Origin of the sequence: Niallia taxi (assembly GCF_032818155.1) — a bacterium.
Lineage (GTDB): Bacteria > Bacillota > Bacilli > Bacillales > Cytobacillaceae > Niallia > Niallia taxi_A.
Map to the genome: position 1 here is coordinate 94,434 of NZ_CP102590.1, position 14,121 is coordinate 108,554.

The window sequence follows — 14,121 nt, forward strand, 5'->3', positions numbered from 1 at the left end:
CACTAGCAAAAACTTAGTTGTGTGCCTTTTGTTAGATATATTAATGCAAAAAAAAGAAGTTTAGCGGACGGCCAAACTTCTCCTTACATACTTACTTCTATTTACCCACTGCCTTCTCTTTTTCCAAAATATCATTCACAATATCAGCAAGTGTTACGTTACTTAGGGCCTTCTCCATAGCTGATTGAGCAATTGAAAATATTGGCAGTACGGTGTCTTGAATATTCCTGCCTACAGGACAATCAGGGTTTGGATGGTCATGGATACTAAATAATTCTTTTTCTTGAACAACATTAACAGCTTTGTACACATCGAACAAGGTAATCTCTGAAAGGTCTTTTGCCAGCTGTGCCCCGGCAATACCTGGACGAATGTTAACTAAACCTGCACTTTTAAGCATCCCCATTATTTTTCTGATAACAGCAGCATTTGTATTAACACTGCCTGCTAAATATTCTGAGGTGTTGACGCTTGTTTTATTTATTTCAATAAGAGTCAATATATGAATACCAACTGCAAAACGACTGCTTATAGACATGTTAAGCACCTTCTTTTAAAAAATTTATTGTCAATGTAATTGCTATGGTTACAAGTATAGTATACCTTAATTCCTAAAAAAGTCCGAGAGTTTTCACCTACCTGTTGACAAAACGGTTACATGTAATTTATATTATTACTTGTAACTAAGTTTATTACAAGTTGACTGCAATCAGAATTAAAATAAAGGAGACAATATAAAATGAATCATTTAGTTGTTTATGCACATCCAAATCCAGAGAGCTTCAATCATGCCATTTTGGAAACAGTAGTACAGTCTTTACAAGGTAAAGGACATGTGGTCACTGTAAGAGACTTATATGCAATAGGATTAGATCCAGTTTTGAAGTTTGACGGCAAAGGGGAAGTTTCACAAGAGGTTATCACCGAACAGGAATTCATTAGTAAAGCAGATGCTGTAACATTTATCTATCCAATTTGGTGGACAGGTATGCCTGCGATTTTAAAAGGATATATAGACAGAGTTTACTCTTATGGATTTGCTTATCAATACAATGCAGAAGGCGGCATTGATAAGCTTCTGTCAGGAAAAAAAGGACTTATTATTAACACACATGGAACGCCAAAGGAGATATACGACTCAATCGGTATGACCGAAGCATTAATAAAAACATCTACTACTGGAGTATTTGAATTTTGTGGGATTGAAAGTGTCGGCCATTTAACATTTGGTAGTGTGCCTTCAGTAGATGATACAGCTAGAAAAGAAATGTTAAAGGAAATTAAAAACGAAGTGAATTCTTTGTTTGAATAAATAATTATCCTTATTGTAATTATTGAAATTACAACTGGTATATTAAGCATAACTTAGGAGGATATGAACATGAAAATTGGAATAATTGGTGCTACTGGGAAAGCAGGAAGTTTAATAGTAAATGAAGCGATTGAGCGCGGACATGAGGTAACAGCAATCGTCAGAGATGCTGCAAAAGTTCAAAATGCACAAATTAATGTAGTGGAAAAAAATGTTTTTGATCTTACATCAGCAGATCTTGAAAAGGTGGATGTCATTGTAAATGCATTTAATTCTGCACCTGGGCAAGAGGAGCAGCATATTGAAGCTGGTAAAGTCCTTATTGAAGCACTAAAAGGTGCAGCTAACACAAGATTAGTTGTAGTTGGAGGAGCTGGAAGCCTATTCGTGGATGAAGCCAAAACAACACGAGTATTTGAAACACCTGATTTTCCGAAAGAATATTTCCCAACTGCTTCAAACATGGGTAAAAACCTAGAAGAACTGCAAAATACGAATGGAATTCAATGGACATATATTAGTCCTGGAGGCTTCTTTAATCCAGCAGGAAAACGTACTGGAGCATACCAAAAAGGCGGAGACATATTAACGCTTAACTCAAAAGGAGATAGCTACATTAGCTATGCTGATTACGCAATCGCTGTCCTAGATGAAATCGAAAACCCACAATCCATCAACAAACGTTTTTCTGTTGTTGGAGAAGCAGAATAAGAAAGAGGAATTAACACTTGTATGACCAGAAAACCGACCTTTGTCAGAAAAGGTCGGTTTTTAATGGAGGGAGGATATGATATGGACAGAGAATATCAAAGTCGAATTGCCTATACAAAGGACTTAATTAATAAGGCAAATTATATTGTCATTGGAGCTGGGGCTGGGCTGTCTGCGGCAGCTGGTATTCAGTATGGAGGGCATAGATTTACAGATAATTTCGCTCCTTTCATTGAAAAATATGGATTAACGGATATGTATTCCTCAGGCTTTTATCCCTTTCCAACAGAGGAAGAGAGATGGGCATATTGGGCAAAGCATATTAGCTTAAACCGTTATGAAGTTGGGCCGACTAAACTTTATGAAAAACTGTTTCAATTAGTGAAAAAAGCTAATTACTTTGTCATTACGACAAATGTTGATAGTCAGTTTGAGCTAGCAGGCTTTCCACTGGAAAATATCTTTGAGGTTCAAGGGAATTATGGTTATCTGCAATGCGTAAAAGGCTGTCATGATTCCTTATATGATAACAAGCTATTAGTGAATGAAATGATCGCTAATATGGAGAATTGCAGGATTCCTTCAAACCTTGTCCCAAAATGTCCAGAGTGTGGAGGGGAAATGGATCCACATTTAAGAATTAATCAATACTTTGTCCAAAATGAAGCGTGGAATAATTCCAATGACGCATATGAAGGTTTTATTAACGAGTCTAAAGGGAAAAACCTTCTTTTGCTGGAGTTTGGAGTTGGCTTTAATACACCAGGAATTATCCGCTATCCATTTGAACAAATGACCTATCAAAACGAGCATACTAAATTAATTCGCTTTAACATGGACCATCCGAATGGACCTAAGGAAAATAGGGAAAAGACGATTGCCTTTACGGAGGATATACTCCCGGTTTTATTAAAGCTTAATAAGTAAAAGGAGGGGTATGGTATGACTCAAATATCTTTACAGGATTATTCGGAGTTGATTTATCTGCAAGAGCCCTTCATTCCAAAAAGCTTGCTGCAAGCTAATAAGGAAGAACTGGTTGAAAGCATAATGAGCAAGCTATTACAGGAACCTGATGCACCTAAGGATATTATTATGCCAAAGGATTTTTCTGGTAAAAGAAATTTGGTGAGAGCTTTGTTAAATATAAGGGAACCGAAGCAGACAGATCCTAATTTATTAGCAGAGATAGACTGTCTTTTACAATCAGACTTAATCGAAAAAAAAATTGTCGACGTGGAAAAACTTGAAACTATTGCAAGCATCTTTCCTGAAAATCATTTTATACAGTCTGAAAAGCTTGTTTTATGGCAAGGGGATATTACACGAGTAAATGCAGATGCAATTGTGAACGCTGCGAACAGTCAAATGCTAGGATGTTTTCAGCCAATGCATGCGTGTATTGATAATGCTATCCATTCAGCTGCCGGTCCCCAATTAAGAGACGATTGTGAAAAGATAATGTCATTACAAGATGAACTTGAGGAAACAGGTACTGCCAAAATTACGAGGGCTTATAATCTACCCGCCCATTTTGTATTGCATACAGTTGGACCTATCGTGCCACAAGGAACAAAATTAACAAGTAAGCAACGGGACGAATTAGCAGCTTGTTATACTTCTTGTCTTGATTTAGCTAGTCAATTGGAGCATATAAACAGTATTGCATTTTGTGCAATATCAACAGGTGTGTTTGGTTTCCCAAAAACAGAAGCAGCATATATTGCTGTAAATACAGTTAATCAATGGTTAGCAGAGAAACCGAATTCTTTTGAAAAGATTATTTTTAATGTATTCAGCACAGAAGATTACGATGAGTATTCTAGGGTGTTTTCAAAATGAATATAAAAAAAATGGAGAACTCCTCTCTTAGTAGAAAGGTTCTCCATTTTAATTTATGCCTGGTTTCCTTCAGCAGACTTTTTATTGCCTTTATAAATGAAATACAGCGAAATAATCATAAAAACCAGTGCTAATACGCGTTTCACATCTAATTCAATGACCAAACTATTGAACCAGCCAAAATGGTCAATAATGACACCAATAACAAGCTGACCAGCAATACCAGCAATATTAGTTGCAATAACACCAATTTTAGGTACTGCGATAACAGTTAACAGCAAATACATTGTTCCAAGGAATGCAGCACTCAATTGCCATTTAGGAGCATCTAAAAGGGCAAGAATATTTCCTTTACCAAAAAATACAATGAAAACAGTAAGAAACATGGTGCCAGTTAAAAAGGTTAATAATGTTGTTTCAATTGTTCCTGCTTTGCGGCTAAATGTCCCATTTATAGAGGACTGTGCGCTTAATGTAATACCACCAATTAATGTGAATAAAATCATAAATAGACCCATAAAACGGTCCTCCTTAGTTTATTAGTATAAGTGCGATAATCATGGAAAGTACGGCGAAAATCTTCTCTTTATTAATTTTTGTTTTTTTACTGCCAAGCCAGCCAAAATGCTCAATTATCATGCTCATAATAAGTTGGCCGATAATAACAGCAACCATTGATATACCAACACCAACAAATGGAACACTAACAACAATTGCAGTTAAGTATACAACACCAAGAAGTCCCCCAAGTAATGTCCATTTTGGTGCTTCCACTGCATATGAAAGCTTTCCTTTTCCGAAAAACAGCCATAATAGTCCCATTATGATGGAGCCCATAAAAAAGTTATAAAAACTTGTTTCTAATTGTCCAATTGTTTTGCCAAGCTCTGCATAGATTGCCCCTTCAAAGCTAAGAGCTGCACCAGCTAATAAAGCAAGTACATAAAAAATATAGTGCATAGATAATAACTCCTTTTTTAAATAATTATATATCTAGAAAAACAGATATAAAACTCATAAAAAAAACAGAAATCAACAGAAAACTAGATTTCCGTTTTAAAATATTTAGCTATCTGTTGAATAAACGCTTCATTACGGCGATAGTAAGTCCATTGGCCATGACGAACCGATTCAAGCAGGCCAGCTTTTTGCATCATGTTCAAGTAGCTAGAAACGGTAGATTGAGAAACTTTGGCTTTTTCCTGAATATCCCCAACACAAACTCCACCTTTGTAGCTTACCTCCTTAGGAAGGTGAGCGCCTTGTTTAGGAAAATGCTTCTCTGGTTCCTTTAACCACTCCAATATCTTTAATCTTGTATCGTTTGAGAGCGCCTTGAATACATTTATAGGTTCCATGAGAACAATTGTATATCTAGAATTCTCGATTTGTCAAGCATAGAAGGTGGACTTTAGAAAATGTAGATTGTCTTAAAAGGGAAGGTTGTAGCAGGGATTTTACTGAATTTAACAGAATTAATTAAAGTTAAATGAGGTGGTGGTATGCTTTTGGAAAAGGCAATTTACGAAAATGAAATGATTAATACAAAAATTAACCATATTCAGCTTGCTGGATGGTGTTCGGACGTAAAATCAATTGTAACATCATTATCGGAAAAACCGTTGAAGTAAAAAAATATTGGGAAAGCTTTGATATAAGCTTTTCTTTTCAGTGGTTTATTTTCGATACCGAGGAACAAATGAATGCAGCTATAGAAGAGATGATAAGTGAGCCAACGCCGTATATCACCTGGATGATTTATGACGTGGAAGACTGCATTCCTAATACATTTCCTGACGAAAAAAGGGGCAAAAATCGCGGAAACACGAGAGATGAAATGTTTCTTTTTAAAACATTACACGACGAAGGTGAAGATTAATTTGAGCTTTTAATGCTTAAGAGTTGACAACATTTTACAGAAAAGAAGCGAGGTTGTTTACGTTGATTACAAAAATGAAGGAAGCCATTGAGAATGAGATATATGAAAGTGATATTTATGTAATGCTAACTAGTTATAAGTTGGCTGGGAATACTATTACTTTAACATTCTCTATCTTTATCGAATTAGCACAAGATGAAGAAGCAATCATTCAGAAATGGCAGGTTACTTGCGATGGTGTGCAAGAGTATAACTTGAGATATTTAGAATTCGATTCCATTGATCTTTTAGATAATCATTGCTTGTTATGGGATTATAACAAGCAGACTGCAAATCTTTTTTTTCAAGGCGAAACAACTAATATAAAAGGGGTAATAGCCGATTTGTTTTTAAGGCATCAGCATCTAACTGAAGGATTAATACCATTCGTTCAGTATATTAATACATATAAAGAAGGTCATGCTTTTGGTGATTTAGAATGGCTGTTAAGTGCAAAGCAAGGCCTGTTTGCCGACGGACCGGCTGAATTAATGCAGGTGTATGAAGAAGTATTAAACATATATGGATTAAAAACTTCTTTATTACCTAGTGATGTGAATCCACCTTGCAGCGAGTGTAAAATATTTCTGTTTGGAGGGTCTTATATTATTGCGAGAGATTTTAATGAAGTGAAGCTTGATTATATATAAAGAACTCAAGGCAGCAACCTTGAGCACTTATTCATAATAACGAATTATTTCAAACCAAAAGTTTTACATGATAATTGAATAAATGATTGCAGGGCAGGCGACATAAATTTATCTTTATGCCAAACCATTTGTGTATGAACAGGTGCGGTTATTTCCTTGCAAACTAATTCTTTTAATACTCCTTTTTCGATGTCCGCTTTAACTACCATTTCCGGCAGGACGGCAATACCTAAATCTAACATTATGCATTGCTTTATTGCTTCCACACTAACAAACTCAAATTTATTTGGTGCACAAATCCCCGATTGACGAAATAAATCCTCGAGTATTACCCGATAGGAGCATCCTGCTTCCGTTAATAAAAGCGTCTCATCTTCAAAATCCTTTAATTGAATTAACCCTTTATCTGCTAAATGGTGCTCGGGAGACGCCACAATTTTAAGCTTTTCCTCGATAAGTCCCTGTGCTTTTAAGTAGGAGTCTTGATGCTGTATCGGGTCCATTGTATATGCGATATCCAGTGATCCATCAAGCAGCTGTGCTCTTGTCTGTTCTTGAGAGTAAATTGGTTTAAAGATAACTTTAACCTTTGGGAATTGCTCCTTAAACTCTTTCAGAATGGAAGGCAGCCTGTAGGTACATTGGCTTTCAGATGCTCCAATTGTAAGTGTACCCGCCGGTTCATCCACCCCGCTTACAGCATTTTTAGCTTCCTTTGTCAGTTGGATCATTTTATCTGCATAGATTTTAAATTCTTTTCCTTGTTCTGTTAAAACTAACCGCTTGCCTAAGCGCTCAAACAGAGGAGTTTCAAGCTCATTTTCTAGTGCTTTTATTTGCGCAGTAACACTAGATTGAGCAAAATTTAAGATCTTCGCTGTATAAGTAAAATTTAAATGTTCAGCAGCGGTTTTAAATGTAATTAGCTGTTTGATTTCTATTTTATCTCACCTCCATTAATCGTTTAAATCGATTGATTACATCGGAATGTTCATCTGTAATGATTGATGTCTATATTATAGAATAGGAAAAAATAAACAACAACAATAAAATTTTAAATAATGATGTGAGGAGACGAGGAAATGAATAACAGCAAATCAAACACTCCAGGACAGAAAGAGGTAAGTGACAAAGATTTTAAGTACTATTGGGATGAAATTATTCGAGCATTAATCACTATGAAATAACTTTTATTACAAGAGAAATAACCGTTTAAAATGTCAAATTTTGTTGTGCTTTAATGCAAAACCTTATGATTCATTGTATCCTTTTAATAAAAGAAATAGAGTTCGCTAAAAAGTATAGTTTAATAATTGTTCAATGAACAAAGCATGAACGAAATGAGGATAAATTTACATGCATAGATGGAAATTTGATAGTGGTACAAAGAAAAAACTGCGCGGCTTAGGCAGACGCCTCCGTAATTTTACTGAAAATCTTAATGACGATACGGAAACAATTCCAAATCCTGAAAAAGATCCTTATAGGAACTACTGGCATTCGCATTTATCTCTTAGCAAAACATATATCGACTCTGCAAACACGCCTAATTCAGTGCGCAGGTTCTGTATGCAAGCAACGATAGACCGAGTTCAGTATTTGATTAGTTTGAAGACAGAAAAGGAAAAGGATTATCGGATCTTAACCTCCATTTGTTTGCCTGACTATTTTGATTCAACAATGATTGTGTTTTTTGACGACGACACCTTTAATAGATTTTTTATTAGAGAGTCTGAATATCTCCGCTGGATTCCCTTGCCATCAGATCGAGATATCGCTAAAGAATGGCATTTAAGTGTACCGGAAGGGTTGGAGTTAAGAGGATATAAACAAATAATAAAAGATGTGGAAGAAGATGACTTACGAGTGGGGGAAATATGGTTTGTTGGTGAAATAGGCTAAAGGCGAGTAAGCAATCAGCTGACCATAAGATAATGGAAATACTAACAGAAAAGAGGCTGGGACATAATAGTATGTAAGTCTATTTGAAAATGAACTATTTAATAATTAATGATTAATAGTTTGGTTTCTTTGTTAAAAACAATAATTCCAAATCTTAGTGGAATGGAGCGGAGGCCACTCGACTCCTGCGGGATATAGAGGAAAAGATGAGACCCCGCAGGTGAGTTCGAGGAGGCTCCATACCTTCCCGCGGAAAGCGAGTGGCCGCAGCACAATGAAACGAACCAATTTTTAAAGCTGTACTTTATTTTATAATTTCATGCTCCATTGTTTCAAAGTTAGATAAAAATTATTTGTGTTAGATAGGTTAATTTTTTCGTCCCACCCACTTTTTCTACTTATTCATCCTTCTGATTTCCAAAAAGCGCTTCTGGAATCATCGTAAACCCTTCAATAACTGTATCTTCCTCGACTTCAATCATAAGGTAGCGCTTGCCGCTGAACTCTACTTGTTTTACGTATCGTAAGTCTGGAGGACTTATGGCGATATTGGCAATTTTCGTACTGATTTTAATAGATTTAGAGGTGAATTTAGGTAAAATATTGCTTGCTTTAAGCTCATATTTGTCATCATCAATAATCTTTTTAAAGGCAAATTCGACCTTTTCTGTACTTATATCTTCAACCCCGCTCATTTTTAAGACCTGTTCCACGTCTTTTGAATCTAACTTAGGCGGTTCTTCTTCTTCATTTTCAGTTATCATGCGGTTAATTTCTTCATACACGTTTGAAAGGGTGCCGGTATTTAATTGATCCCCTGTAACATCCTTTATAATTTCTTCGAACACAATCTTGTCATCCTGTGCTGTCATGATTTCTTCGCCGTTTAACACATCCTCAATGAAGGCATAGTCTGGCTCGTGTACCTTGCCAGATGCATAAAGAATGTGATTAACATCTGCTGCATTGTCTGTGAAACAAGGGAATAGAAAGCCGCCCATTGGTGCTTGCAGATTAATGATTGGATCTAGCACAATATTGTATTTAAACTCTCTATCTACATAGTCAAACAATAGCTCTTTTTTTGGATCCTGGGTATTATTAATGCTGCTCAGAATAAAGGAGTGGGAGAAAACAGTATCACGTTCATGCTCGTCTGATTCACCGCTACTCCGCTTCATCGGTTTTATATATTCGCCACGAATAAAGGTGACGACAATATCTTTTTCGTATTGTCTAATAGCGAGCATTTTTTCTACAATCTTAAGCATTTGCTCTTTCCAGTCTTCCACCTCATTGCTGAGCAAGCCTTGATGGAGAATAAGCTGGCTGCTGTTTTCTGCATCTCTCTTAAACTTTAGTTCAAAGAGCTTCTCATCCATTTGACCTGCCAGCATTTTTTTAAAGCTGCTCAAAAACAGCTCTTGGTGATCTTGATCTAGCATTGCAAATGGTGTGCTTTGCGAATGATAGATTTCGCTTGATTCCTTCATAATATACACATTAAAAATATCAGATATTTTCAACTTATCATTGTTTATCTTAAATTGCTTGCGAATGTTACCTACGTCTTTCTTGTTCATGATTTTATACACTCCTAAGCTTTCACGATTGAGGTTACTGGCCACATATTATTTTAGTCATTCATTTATATTACCATATTTAATTAATAGAATATAAGGGAGGAAAAAGGTCGTATTATATAGAATATTTTAAGAGAAATTGTAGATTTACGTAGTTTTACATATTCTTAACAATAGGTTAATACATTAAATCTACAATGGAGAAGTATTGTTGACAAAATATGCGATTATTCGTTTCTTTTCGATTCATGTCAACAACAAACACAAAGGAGGAAATGATAGAATGAGGGGAAGGAAACAAGCGGCTTTTTTAGCAAGTATTTTTTCAACATTAGCATTATCGGTATCTATTATACTACCAACTAGTACAAAAGCAGAATCTGCGGAAAATTATTCCTTAACGATTATGCATATGAACGATACCCACGCACATGCTGACCTTTTGCCAAACATGGTAACAGCAATTAAAGAGGTTCGTGCTGAAGATCCGAATGCACTATTATTTAATGCAGGAGATGTTTTTTCAGGAACGCTTTATTTCAATCAATTTAAAGGACAAGCAGATTTAGCTCTATTAAATATGATGAATATTGATGCAATGGTATTTGGGAATCATGAGTTTGACTTAGGTTCAGGAGAAAATGGACAAAAGTCTTTATCCGAATTTGCAGCTAAGGCAAACTTTCCATTCTTAAGTGCTAACGTAGATTTCTCTGGTGACGCCTATATGGCTAGTAAACAAAATAATACATACACAGAAACTCCAGAAGATGGAATTGTCTATAATGGTATGGTTAAAGAAGTAAATGGCGAAAAGGTCGGGATCTTCGGATTAACGACAGAAGATACAGCTAATATTTCTAGTCCTGTTAATGTGAAGTTCCAAAACTATATCGAAAAAGCAAATGAAGCTGTTGCTGCATTTGAAGATATGGGAATTAATAAAATTATTGCTGTAACACATATCGGTTATGACAGTAATCCAGAAACGGGTAACGATTTGCTGTTAGCTAAATATGTTGATGGAATTGATGTTATTGTTGGCGGACATTCTCATACACAATTAACTGCGCCTGTCGTTGTGGACCAAGATGAAACTGGGGCTGCAAAAGATAAAACAGTCATTGTCCAAGCATATCAGTATTCTCAAAATTTGGGAGAATTGAAAGTTGACTTTGACGAAAATGGTGTTGTCGTTGGTCAAACTGGCCAATTAATCGATGTTGCTTCAAAAGTGGCAGATTCTGAAGCTGCTGCAGTATTAGCACCATACAAATCTGAGATTGATAGTTTAACAAATCAAGAAACAGGAGCAACTGCTAAAAAAGTATTAACAAACCCACGTTTAACTGATAGTGCTGTAAGTGTGCGTTCTAACGAAACAGAACTAGGAAATCTTGTAACAGATGCAATGCTAGCAAAAACAAAGGAAAGAAATGAAAATGTTGTGATTGCGATGCAAAACGGCGGTGGAATTCGTGCTGCAATCGACGAAGGTCCGATTACAACAGGCGAAGTTATCGCTGTCTTGCCATTTGGTAATGACCCAGCAGTGGTCCAATTGACTGGTGATGAAATTAAACAAATTCTAGAATATAGTGTCCGTTTAGCACCAGCTGAAAGCGGGGGATTCTTACATGTTGCTGGAATGAAATTTACTTACGACAGCACAAAAGAAGCTGGTTCTCGTGTATTGACAATGCAAGTAAAAGTAAATGATCAGTATGAGGATATTAAAGCAGATCAAACTTACTTAGTAACAACAAACAACTTCACCGCAAAAGGTGGAGACGGTTATGAAGTATTTGCGAAAGCATACCAAGAGGGCCGTGTTCAAGATATCGGTGCAATTGACTGGGAGCAGCTTCGCGACTATATGGTCCAAGACTTAAATGGTGATGTCAATCCCCAAATTGAAGGACGCATCATTGATACACTAGGTAAAGAACAAGAGCCAGAAACTCCTGGACAAGAACCGGAAACTCCTGATGAAGAGCCGGAAACACCTGGTGAAGAGCCGGAAACTCCTAGTGAAGAACCAGAAACACCAGTTACTGATGATGAAAATAACCAAGATAATGATAATGGAACAGAAACACCTGTAACTGATGACAACAACAATAATAGCGATGACAACACATCAGATGATAATGCAGGAGCTGTAGATGACAACAAAGATAATGTATCATCTGATACAGACAAAAATCCTCAAAATCAAGGATCTAACACAGACAAACCAGGTACATCAAATAATGCAGGAAATACATTACCGAATACAGCGACAAATATGTACACAATGATATTGGTTGGCGGACTATTACTTGTCTCTGGTATTGTTGTAATGATTTATCGAAAAGTAAAACACGCTTAATAAAGAAATAGACCTGAGTAGATAGATTCTGCTCAGGTCTATTTTTTTATAAAAAGAACTTGTTTGGTAACTTAGATATCTTTTATACATCTATTTGTATTGACGAAAAATGTTAGTGTCTTTATAGTAGTAATATATATTACTACTAATAGGAGAAAGATATGGAACATATAATTGATCAGTTTGAAAGGCTTGGTTTCTCTAAAAATGAAGCCAAGGTTTATATTGCTTTGTTGAGGGAACCAGCATTAAACGGATATGAAATTAGTAAAAGAAGCGGTGTACCTCGTTCAATGGTTTATACAGTTATCGCAAAGCTAATATCAAAAGAAGCAATAGTTGAATTACGAACAGAACCACCAACCTATACACCCATTTCAGTTAAGGAGCTTATATTAAATCAAAAACGACAAGCAGAGGAAACACTATCATTTTTAGAAAAGGAACTGCAAGTTATCGAAAAGCCAGTTGAAATTAATGTAATCAAGCATATGGAGGGCAGGGATAAAATCGTACAGGCAGTTCAGAAGCTTATGAATGAAGCCAATGACGAAATTTGGCTGTCTTTATGGGAAGAAGAAATGGAAGACTTACGAAGAACTGCGGAAGAACAAGGAAGAAAAGGAAAAAGACTATATTCCATGTTGTTTACAAATGAAGAGACGGAATCTTTCGGTAAGGCATTTTATCATCGTAACGATACAGCCTCTATTGAAAAAAACAGAATGGAGCAAAGATTAACTATCGTGATTCAAGACAATACCGAGGTACTTATAGCAGGCTTTATTTCAGGACAAATACCCCAAGCAATTCAAACGGCTGAACCGATGCTTGTCCTTTTGGCGAAGGAATATATTCGCCACGATATGATGATGAAAACTGTGAGTGAGAAAATCGGCGATGCTGCACTTGATTCCATCTGGCAAGGAGATGATCTCCTAACTTATATTGTGCGAAATATAAAACAGTAAGTATCTAAGTATCATCGCGAATCAACTAAATTGGAGATGAATGAAATGACAATCGAGTTATATAAAGACAATGCTTATATAAAGGAATGTGAGACAAATATTAGATCAGTTAAGGGCAATACTGTAGTATTCGAACACACAATATTCTACCCTGGTGGTGGTGGTCAGCCTTGTGATAAAGGAGTAGTTAAGCATGGCAATCAAACCTATGAAGTAATGAGTGTGAAAAATTCTGAAGGTCAAATAATTCATGAGCTAGATCGTCCATTACAGAACATACAGGAACCAGTTTTTATGAAAATCGATTGGGAATGGCGGATGAAAAACATGCGCTACCATACGTTACTACATGTTATAGCAGGATATTTATATGAAAATTACAAGGGCATGGCTACAAGCAGTCAAATTGAAACAGATTATGGGAGATTAGAAATAGCATTTCCTCCAGAAATAATAGAAGAAATCCAGTTTGACCAATTAGAGCAAGCAATCCAAAACGTATTGGCACAACCTCATAATGTTGAGACGAAGACAGTAAGCAGACAGGCGGCAGAACAAAAGGAAGGGGCAATAAAAACAATCATAAATTTACTCCCAGCTTCTCTTAATGAAGTCCGAATTGTGAAAATAGAGGATATTGACGAGCAAGCATGTGGTGGGACACATCTCAAAAACACAAGTGAAATTGGCAATTTTTCAATTACTAAAATTCAAAAAAAGGGTGCACTGAAAAGAAGGATAAGAGTTGAGCTAAATTAATTATAACGTTAGAGGCTGGGAGCTCTGATTCAAACCCGGACTATTATCAATTTCCGATTAATTGTTCGGGTTTTGTATATTCAGTTTTGGTGGATTCTAGAT

16 protein-coding genes are annotated in these 14,121 nt (G+C 36.1%); 10 read left to right on the top strand and 6 right to left on the bottom strand.

The genetic code is table 11. The features are described 5' to 3' along the window. Window positions 1-97: 97 nt before the first annotated feature. Window positions 98-538, bottom strand: a complete 441-nt coding sequence (locus tag NQZ71_RS19625) for an Rrf2 family transcriptional regulator (RefSeq protein ID WP_317012154.1) — start codon at window positions 536-538, stop codon at window positions 98-100. A 201-nt stretch (window positions 539-739) separates the two neighbouring features. On the opposite strand from NQZ71_RS19625, the gene NQZ71_RS19630 reads away from it, so the two are divergent. The 4 genes from NQZ71_RS19630 (at window position 740) to NQZ71_RS19645 (ending at window position 3,865) form a co-directional block, all read left to right on the top strand. Continuing rightward, complete coding sequence (locus tag NQZ71_RS19630; RefSeq protein ID WP_317012156.1) at window positions 740-1,312, top strand: NAD(P)H-dependent oxidoreductase; 573 nt, start codon at window positions 740-742, stop codon at window positions 1,310-1,312. A gap of 69 nt (window positions 1,313-1,381) precedes the next feature. Further along, complete coding sequence (locus tag NQZ71_RS19635) at window positions 1,382-2,023, top strand: NAD(P)-dependent oxidoreductase (RefSeq protein WP_144456762.1); 642 nt, start codon at window positions 1,382-1,384, stop codon at window positions 2,021-2,023. 81 nt (window positions 2,024-2,104) lie between these two features. Then, window positions 2,105-2,950, top strand: coding sequence for a Sir2 family NAD-dependent protein deacetylase (locus NQZ71_RS19640; protein WP_317012157.1), 846 nt, complete (start codon window positions 2,105-2,107; stop codon window positions 2,948-2,950). A gap of 15 nt (window positions 2,951-2,965) precedes the next feature. After that, the gene (locus NQZ71_RS19645; RefSeq protein WP_317012158.1) at window positions 2,966-3,865 is read left to right on the top strand and encodes a protein-ADP-ribose hydrolase; all 900 of its coding nucleotides are present in this window, start codon (window positions 2,966-2,968) and stop codon (window positions 3,863-3,865) included. A 53-nt stretch (window positions 3,866-3,918) separates the two neighbouring features. Here NQZ71_RS19645 and NQZ71_RS19650 read toward each other — a convergent pair whose 3' ends face one another. From NQZ71_RS19650 to NQZ71_RS19660, 3 genes are all read right to left on the bottom strand, one after another. Next, window positions 3,919-4,383 (bottom strand): DMT family transporter, encoded by a 465-nt coding sequence (locus NQZ71_RS19650; RefSeq protein WP_275007330.1) that lies wholly within the window; start codon window positions 4,381-4,383, stop codon window positions 3,919-3,921. 13 nt (window positions 4,384-4,396) lie between these two features. Then, on the bottom strand, window positions 4,397-4,825 hold the full coding sequence (locus tag NQZ71_RS19655; RefSeq protein ID WP_317012159.1) for a DMT family transporter: 429 nt from the start codon (window positions 4,823-4,825) through the stop codon (window positions 4,397-4,399). 83 nt (window positions 4,826-4,908) lie between these two features. Continuing rightward, window positions 4,909-5,223 carry an ArsR/SmtB family transcription factor gene (locus tag NQZ71_RS19660; protein WP_260054948.1) on the bottom strand — a complete coding sequence of 105 codons (315 nt, stop codon included), beginning with the start codon at window positions 5,221-5,223 and terminating at the stop codon, window positions 4,909-4,911. Window positions 5,224-5,438: 215 nt separating this feature from the next. Between NQZ71_RS19660 and NQZ71_RS19665 the strand changes: the two genes are divergently transcribed. Both NQZ71_RS19665 and NQZ71_RS19670 read left to right on the top strand, forming a co-directional pair. Beyond that, window positions 5,439-5,744, top strand: coding sequence for a hypothetical protein (locus tag NQZ71_RS19665; RefSeq protein WP_317012160.1), 306 nt, complete (start codon window positions 5,439-5,441; stop codon window positions 5,742-5,744). A gap of 62 nt (window positions 5,745-5,806) precedes the next feature. Further along, on the top strand, window positions 5,807-6,433 hold the full coding sequence (locus tag NQZ71_RS19670) for a hypothetical protein (RefSeq protein ID WP_260054950.1): 627 nt from the start codon (window positions 5,807-5,809) through the stop codon (window positions 6,431-6,433). Window positions 6,434-6,477: 44 nt separating this feature from the next. Here NQZ71_RS19670 and NQZ71_RS19675 read toward each other — a convergent pair whose 3' ends face one another. Beyond that, entirely contained in the window at window positions 6,478-7,374 is an 897-nt protein-coding gene (locus NQZ71_RS19675) for a LysR family transcriptional regulator (protein WP_317012549.1), read from the bottom strand. Window positions 7,375-7,789: 415 nt separating this feature from the next. Here NQZ71_RS19675 and NQZ71_RS19680 point away from each other — a divergent pair, with 415 nt between their 5' ends. Next, complete coding sequence (locus tag NQZ71_RS19680) at window positions 7,790-8,335, top strand: DUF3916 domain-containing protein (RefSeq protein ID WP_317012161.1); 546 nt, start codon at window positions 7,790-7,792, stop codon at window positions 8,333-8,335. A gap of 398 nt (window positions 8,336-8,733) precedes the next feature. On the opposite strand, the gene NQZ71_RS19685 is transcribed toward NQZ71_RS19680, so the two are convergent. After that, a complete protein-coding gene (locus NQZ71_RS19685; protein WP_317012162.1) occupies window positions 8,734-9,918 on the bottom strand; it encodes a DUF4317 domain-containing protein in 1,185 nt (394 codons plus the stop codon). Window positions 9,919-10,201: 283 nt separating this feature from the next. Between NQZ71_RS19685 and NQZ71_RS19690 the strand changes: the two genes are divergently transcribed. The 3 genes from NQZ71_RS19690 (at window position 10,202) to NQZ71_RS19700 (ending at window position 14,019) form a co-directional block, all read left to right on the top strand. Continuing rightward, window positions 10,202-12,289, top strand: a complete 2,088-nt coding sequence (locus NQZ71_RS19690; protein ID WP_317012163.1) for a 5'-nucleotidase C-terminal domain-containing protein — start codon at window positions 10,202-10,204, stop codon at window positions 12,287-12,289. Window positions 12,290-12,450: 161 nt separating this feature from the next. Continuing rightward, window positions 12,451-13,260, top strand: coding sequence for a TrmB family transcriptional regulator (locus NQZ71_RS19695; RefSeq protein WP_275007317.1), 810 nt, complete (start codon window positions 12,451-12,453; stop codon window positions 13,258-13,260). A 45-nt stretch (window positions 13,261-13,305) separates the two neighbouring features. Beyond that, entirely contained in the window at window positions 13,306-14,019 is a 714-nt protein-coding gene (locus NQZ71_RS19700; RefSeq protein ID WP_317012164.1) for an alanyl-tRNA editing protein, read from the top strand. Window positions 14,020-14,121: the final 102 nt, after the last annotated feature.

Bases quoted from the DNA above. Each gene is read 5' to 3' on its own strand.
- NQZ71_RS19625 (WP_317012154.1), bottom strand. From the start codon at position 538: ATGTCTATAAGCAGTCGTTTTGCAGTTGGTATTCATATATTGACTCTT.
- NQZ71_RS19630 (WP_317012156.1), top strand. From the start codon at position 740: ATGAATCATTTAGTTGTTTATGCACATCCAAATCCAGAGAGCTTCAAT.
- NQZ71_RS19635 (WP_144456762.1), top strand. From the start codon at position 1,382: ATGAAAATTGGAATAATTGGTGCTACTGGGAAAGCAGGAAGTTTAATA.
- NQZ71_RS19640 (WP_317012157.1), top strand. From the start codon at position 2,105: ATGGACAGAGAATATCAAAGTCGAATTGCCTATACAAAGGACTTAATT.
- NQZ71_RS19645 (WP_317012158.1), top strand. From the start codon at position 2,966: ATGACTCAAATATCTTTACAGGATTATTCGGAGTTGATTTATCTGCAA.
- NQZ71_RS19650 (WP_275007330.1), bottom strand. From the start codon at position 4,383: ATGGGTCTATTTATGATTTTATTCACATTAATTGGTGGTATTACATTA.
- NQZ71_RS19655 (WP_317012159.1), bottom strand. From the start codon at position 4,825: ATGCACTATATTTTTTATGTACTTGCTTTATTAGCTGGTGCAGCTCTT.
- NQZ71_RS19660 (WP_260054948.1), bottom strand. From the start codon at position 5,223: ATGGAACCTATAAATGTATTCAAGGCGCTCTCAAACGATACAAGATTA.
- NQZ71_RS19665 (WP_317012160.1), top strand. From the start codon at position 5,439: ATGGTGTTCGGACGTAAAATCAATTGTAACATCATTATCGGAAAAACC.
- NQZ71_RS19680 (WP_317012161.1), top strand. From the start codon at position 7,790: ATGCATAGATGGAAATTTGATAGTGGTACAAAGAAAAAACTGCGCGGC.
- NQZ71_RS19685 (WP_317012162.1), bottom strand. From the start codon at position 9,918: ATGAACAAGAAAGACGTAGGTAACATTCGCAAGCAATTTAAGATAAAC.
- NQZ71_RS19690 (WP_317012163.1), top strand. From the start codon at position 10,202: ATGAGGGGAAGGAAACAAGCGGCTTTTTTAGCAAGTATTTTTTCAACA.
- NQZ71_RS19695 (WP_275007317.1), top strand. From the start codon at position 12,451: ATGGAACATATAATTGATCAGTTTGAAAGGCTTGGTTTCTCTAAAAAT.
- NQZ71_RS19700 (WP_317012164.1), top strand. From the start codon at position 13,306: ATGACAATCGAGTTATATAAAGACAATGCTTATATAAAGGAATGTGAG.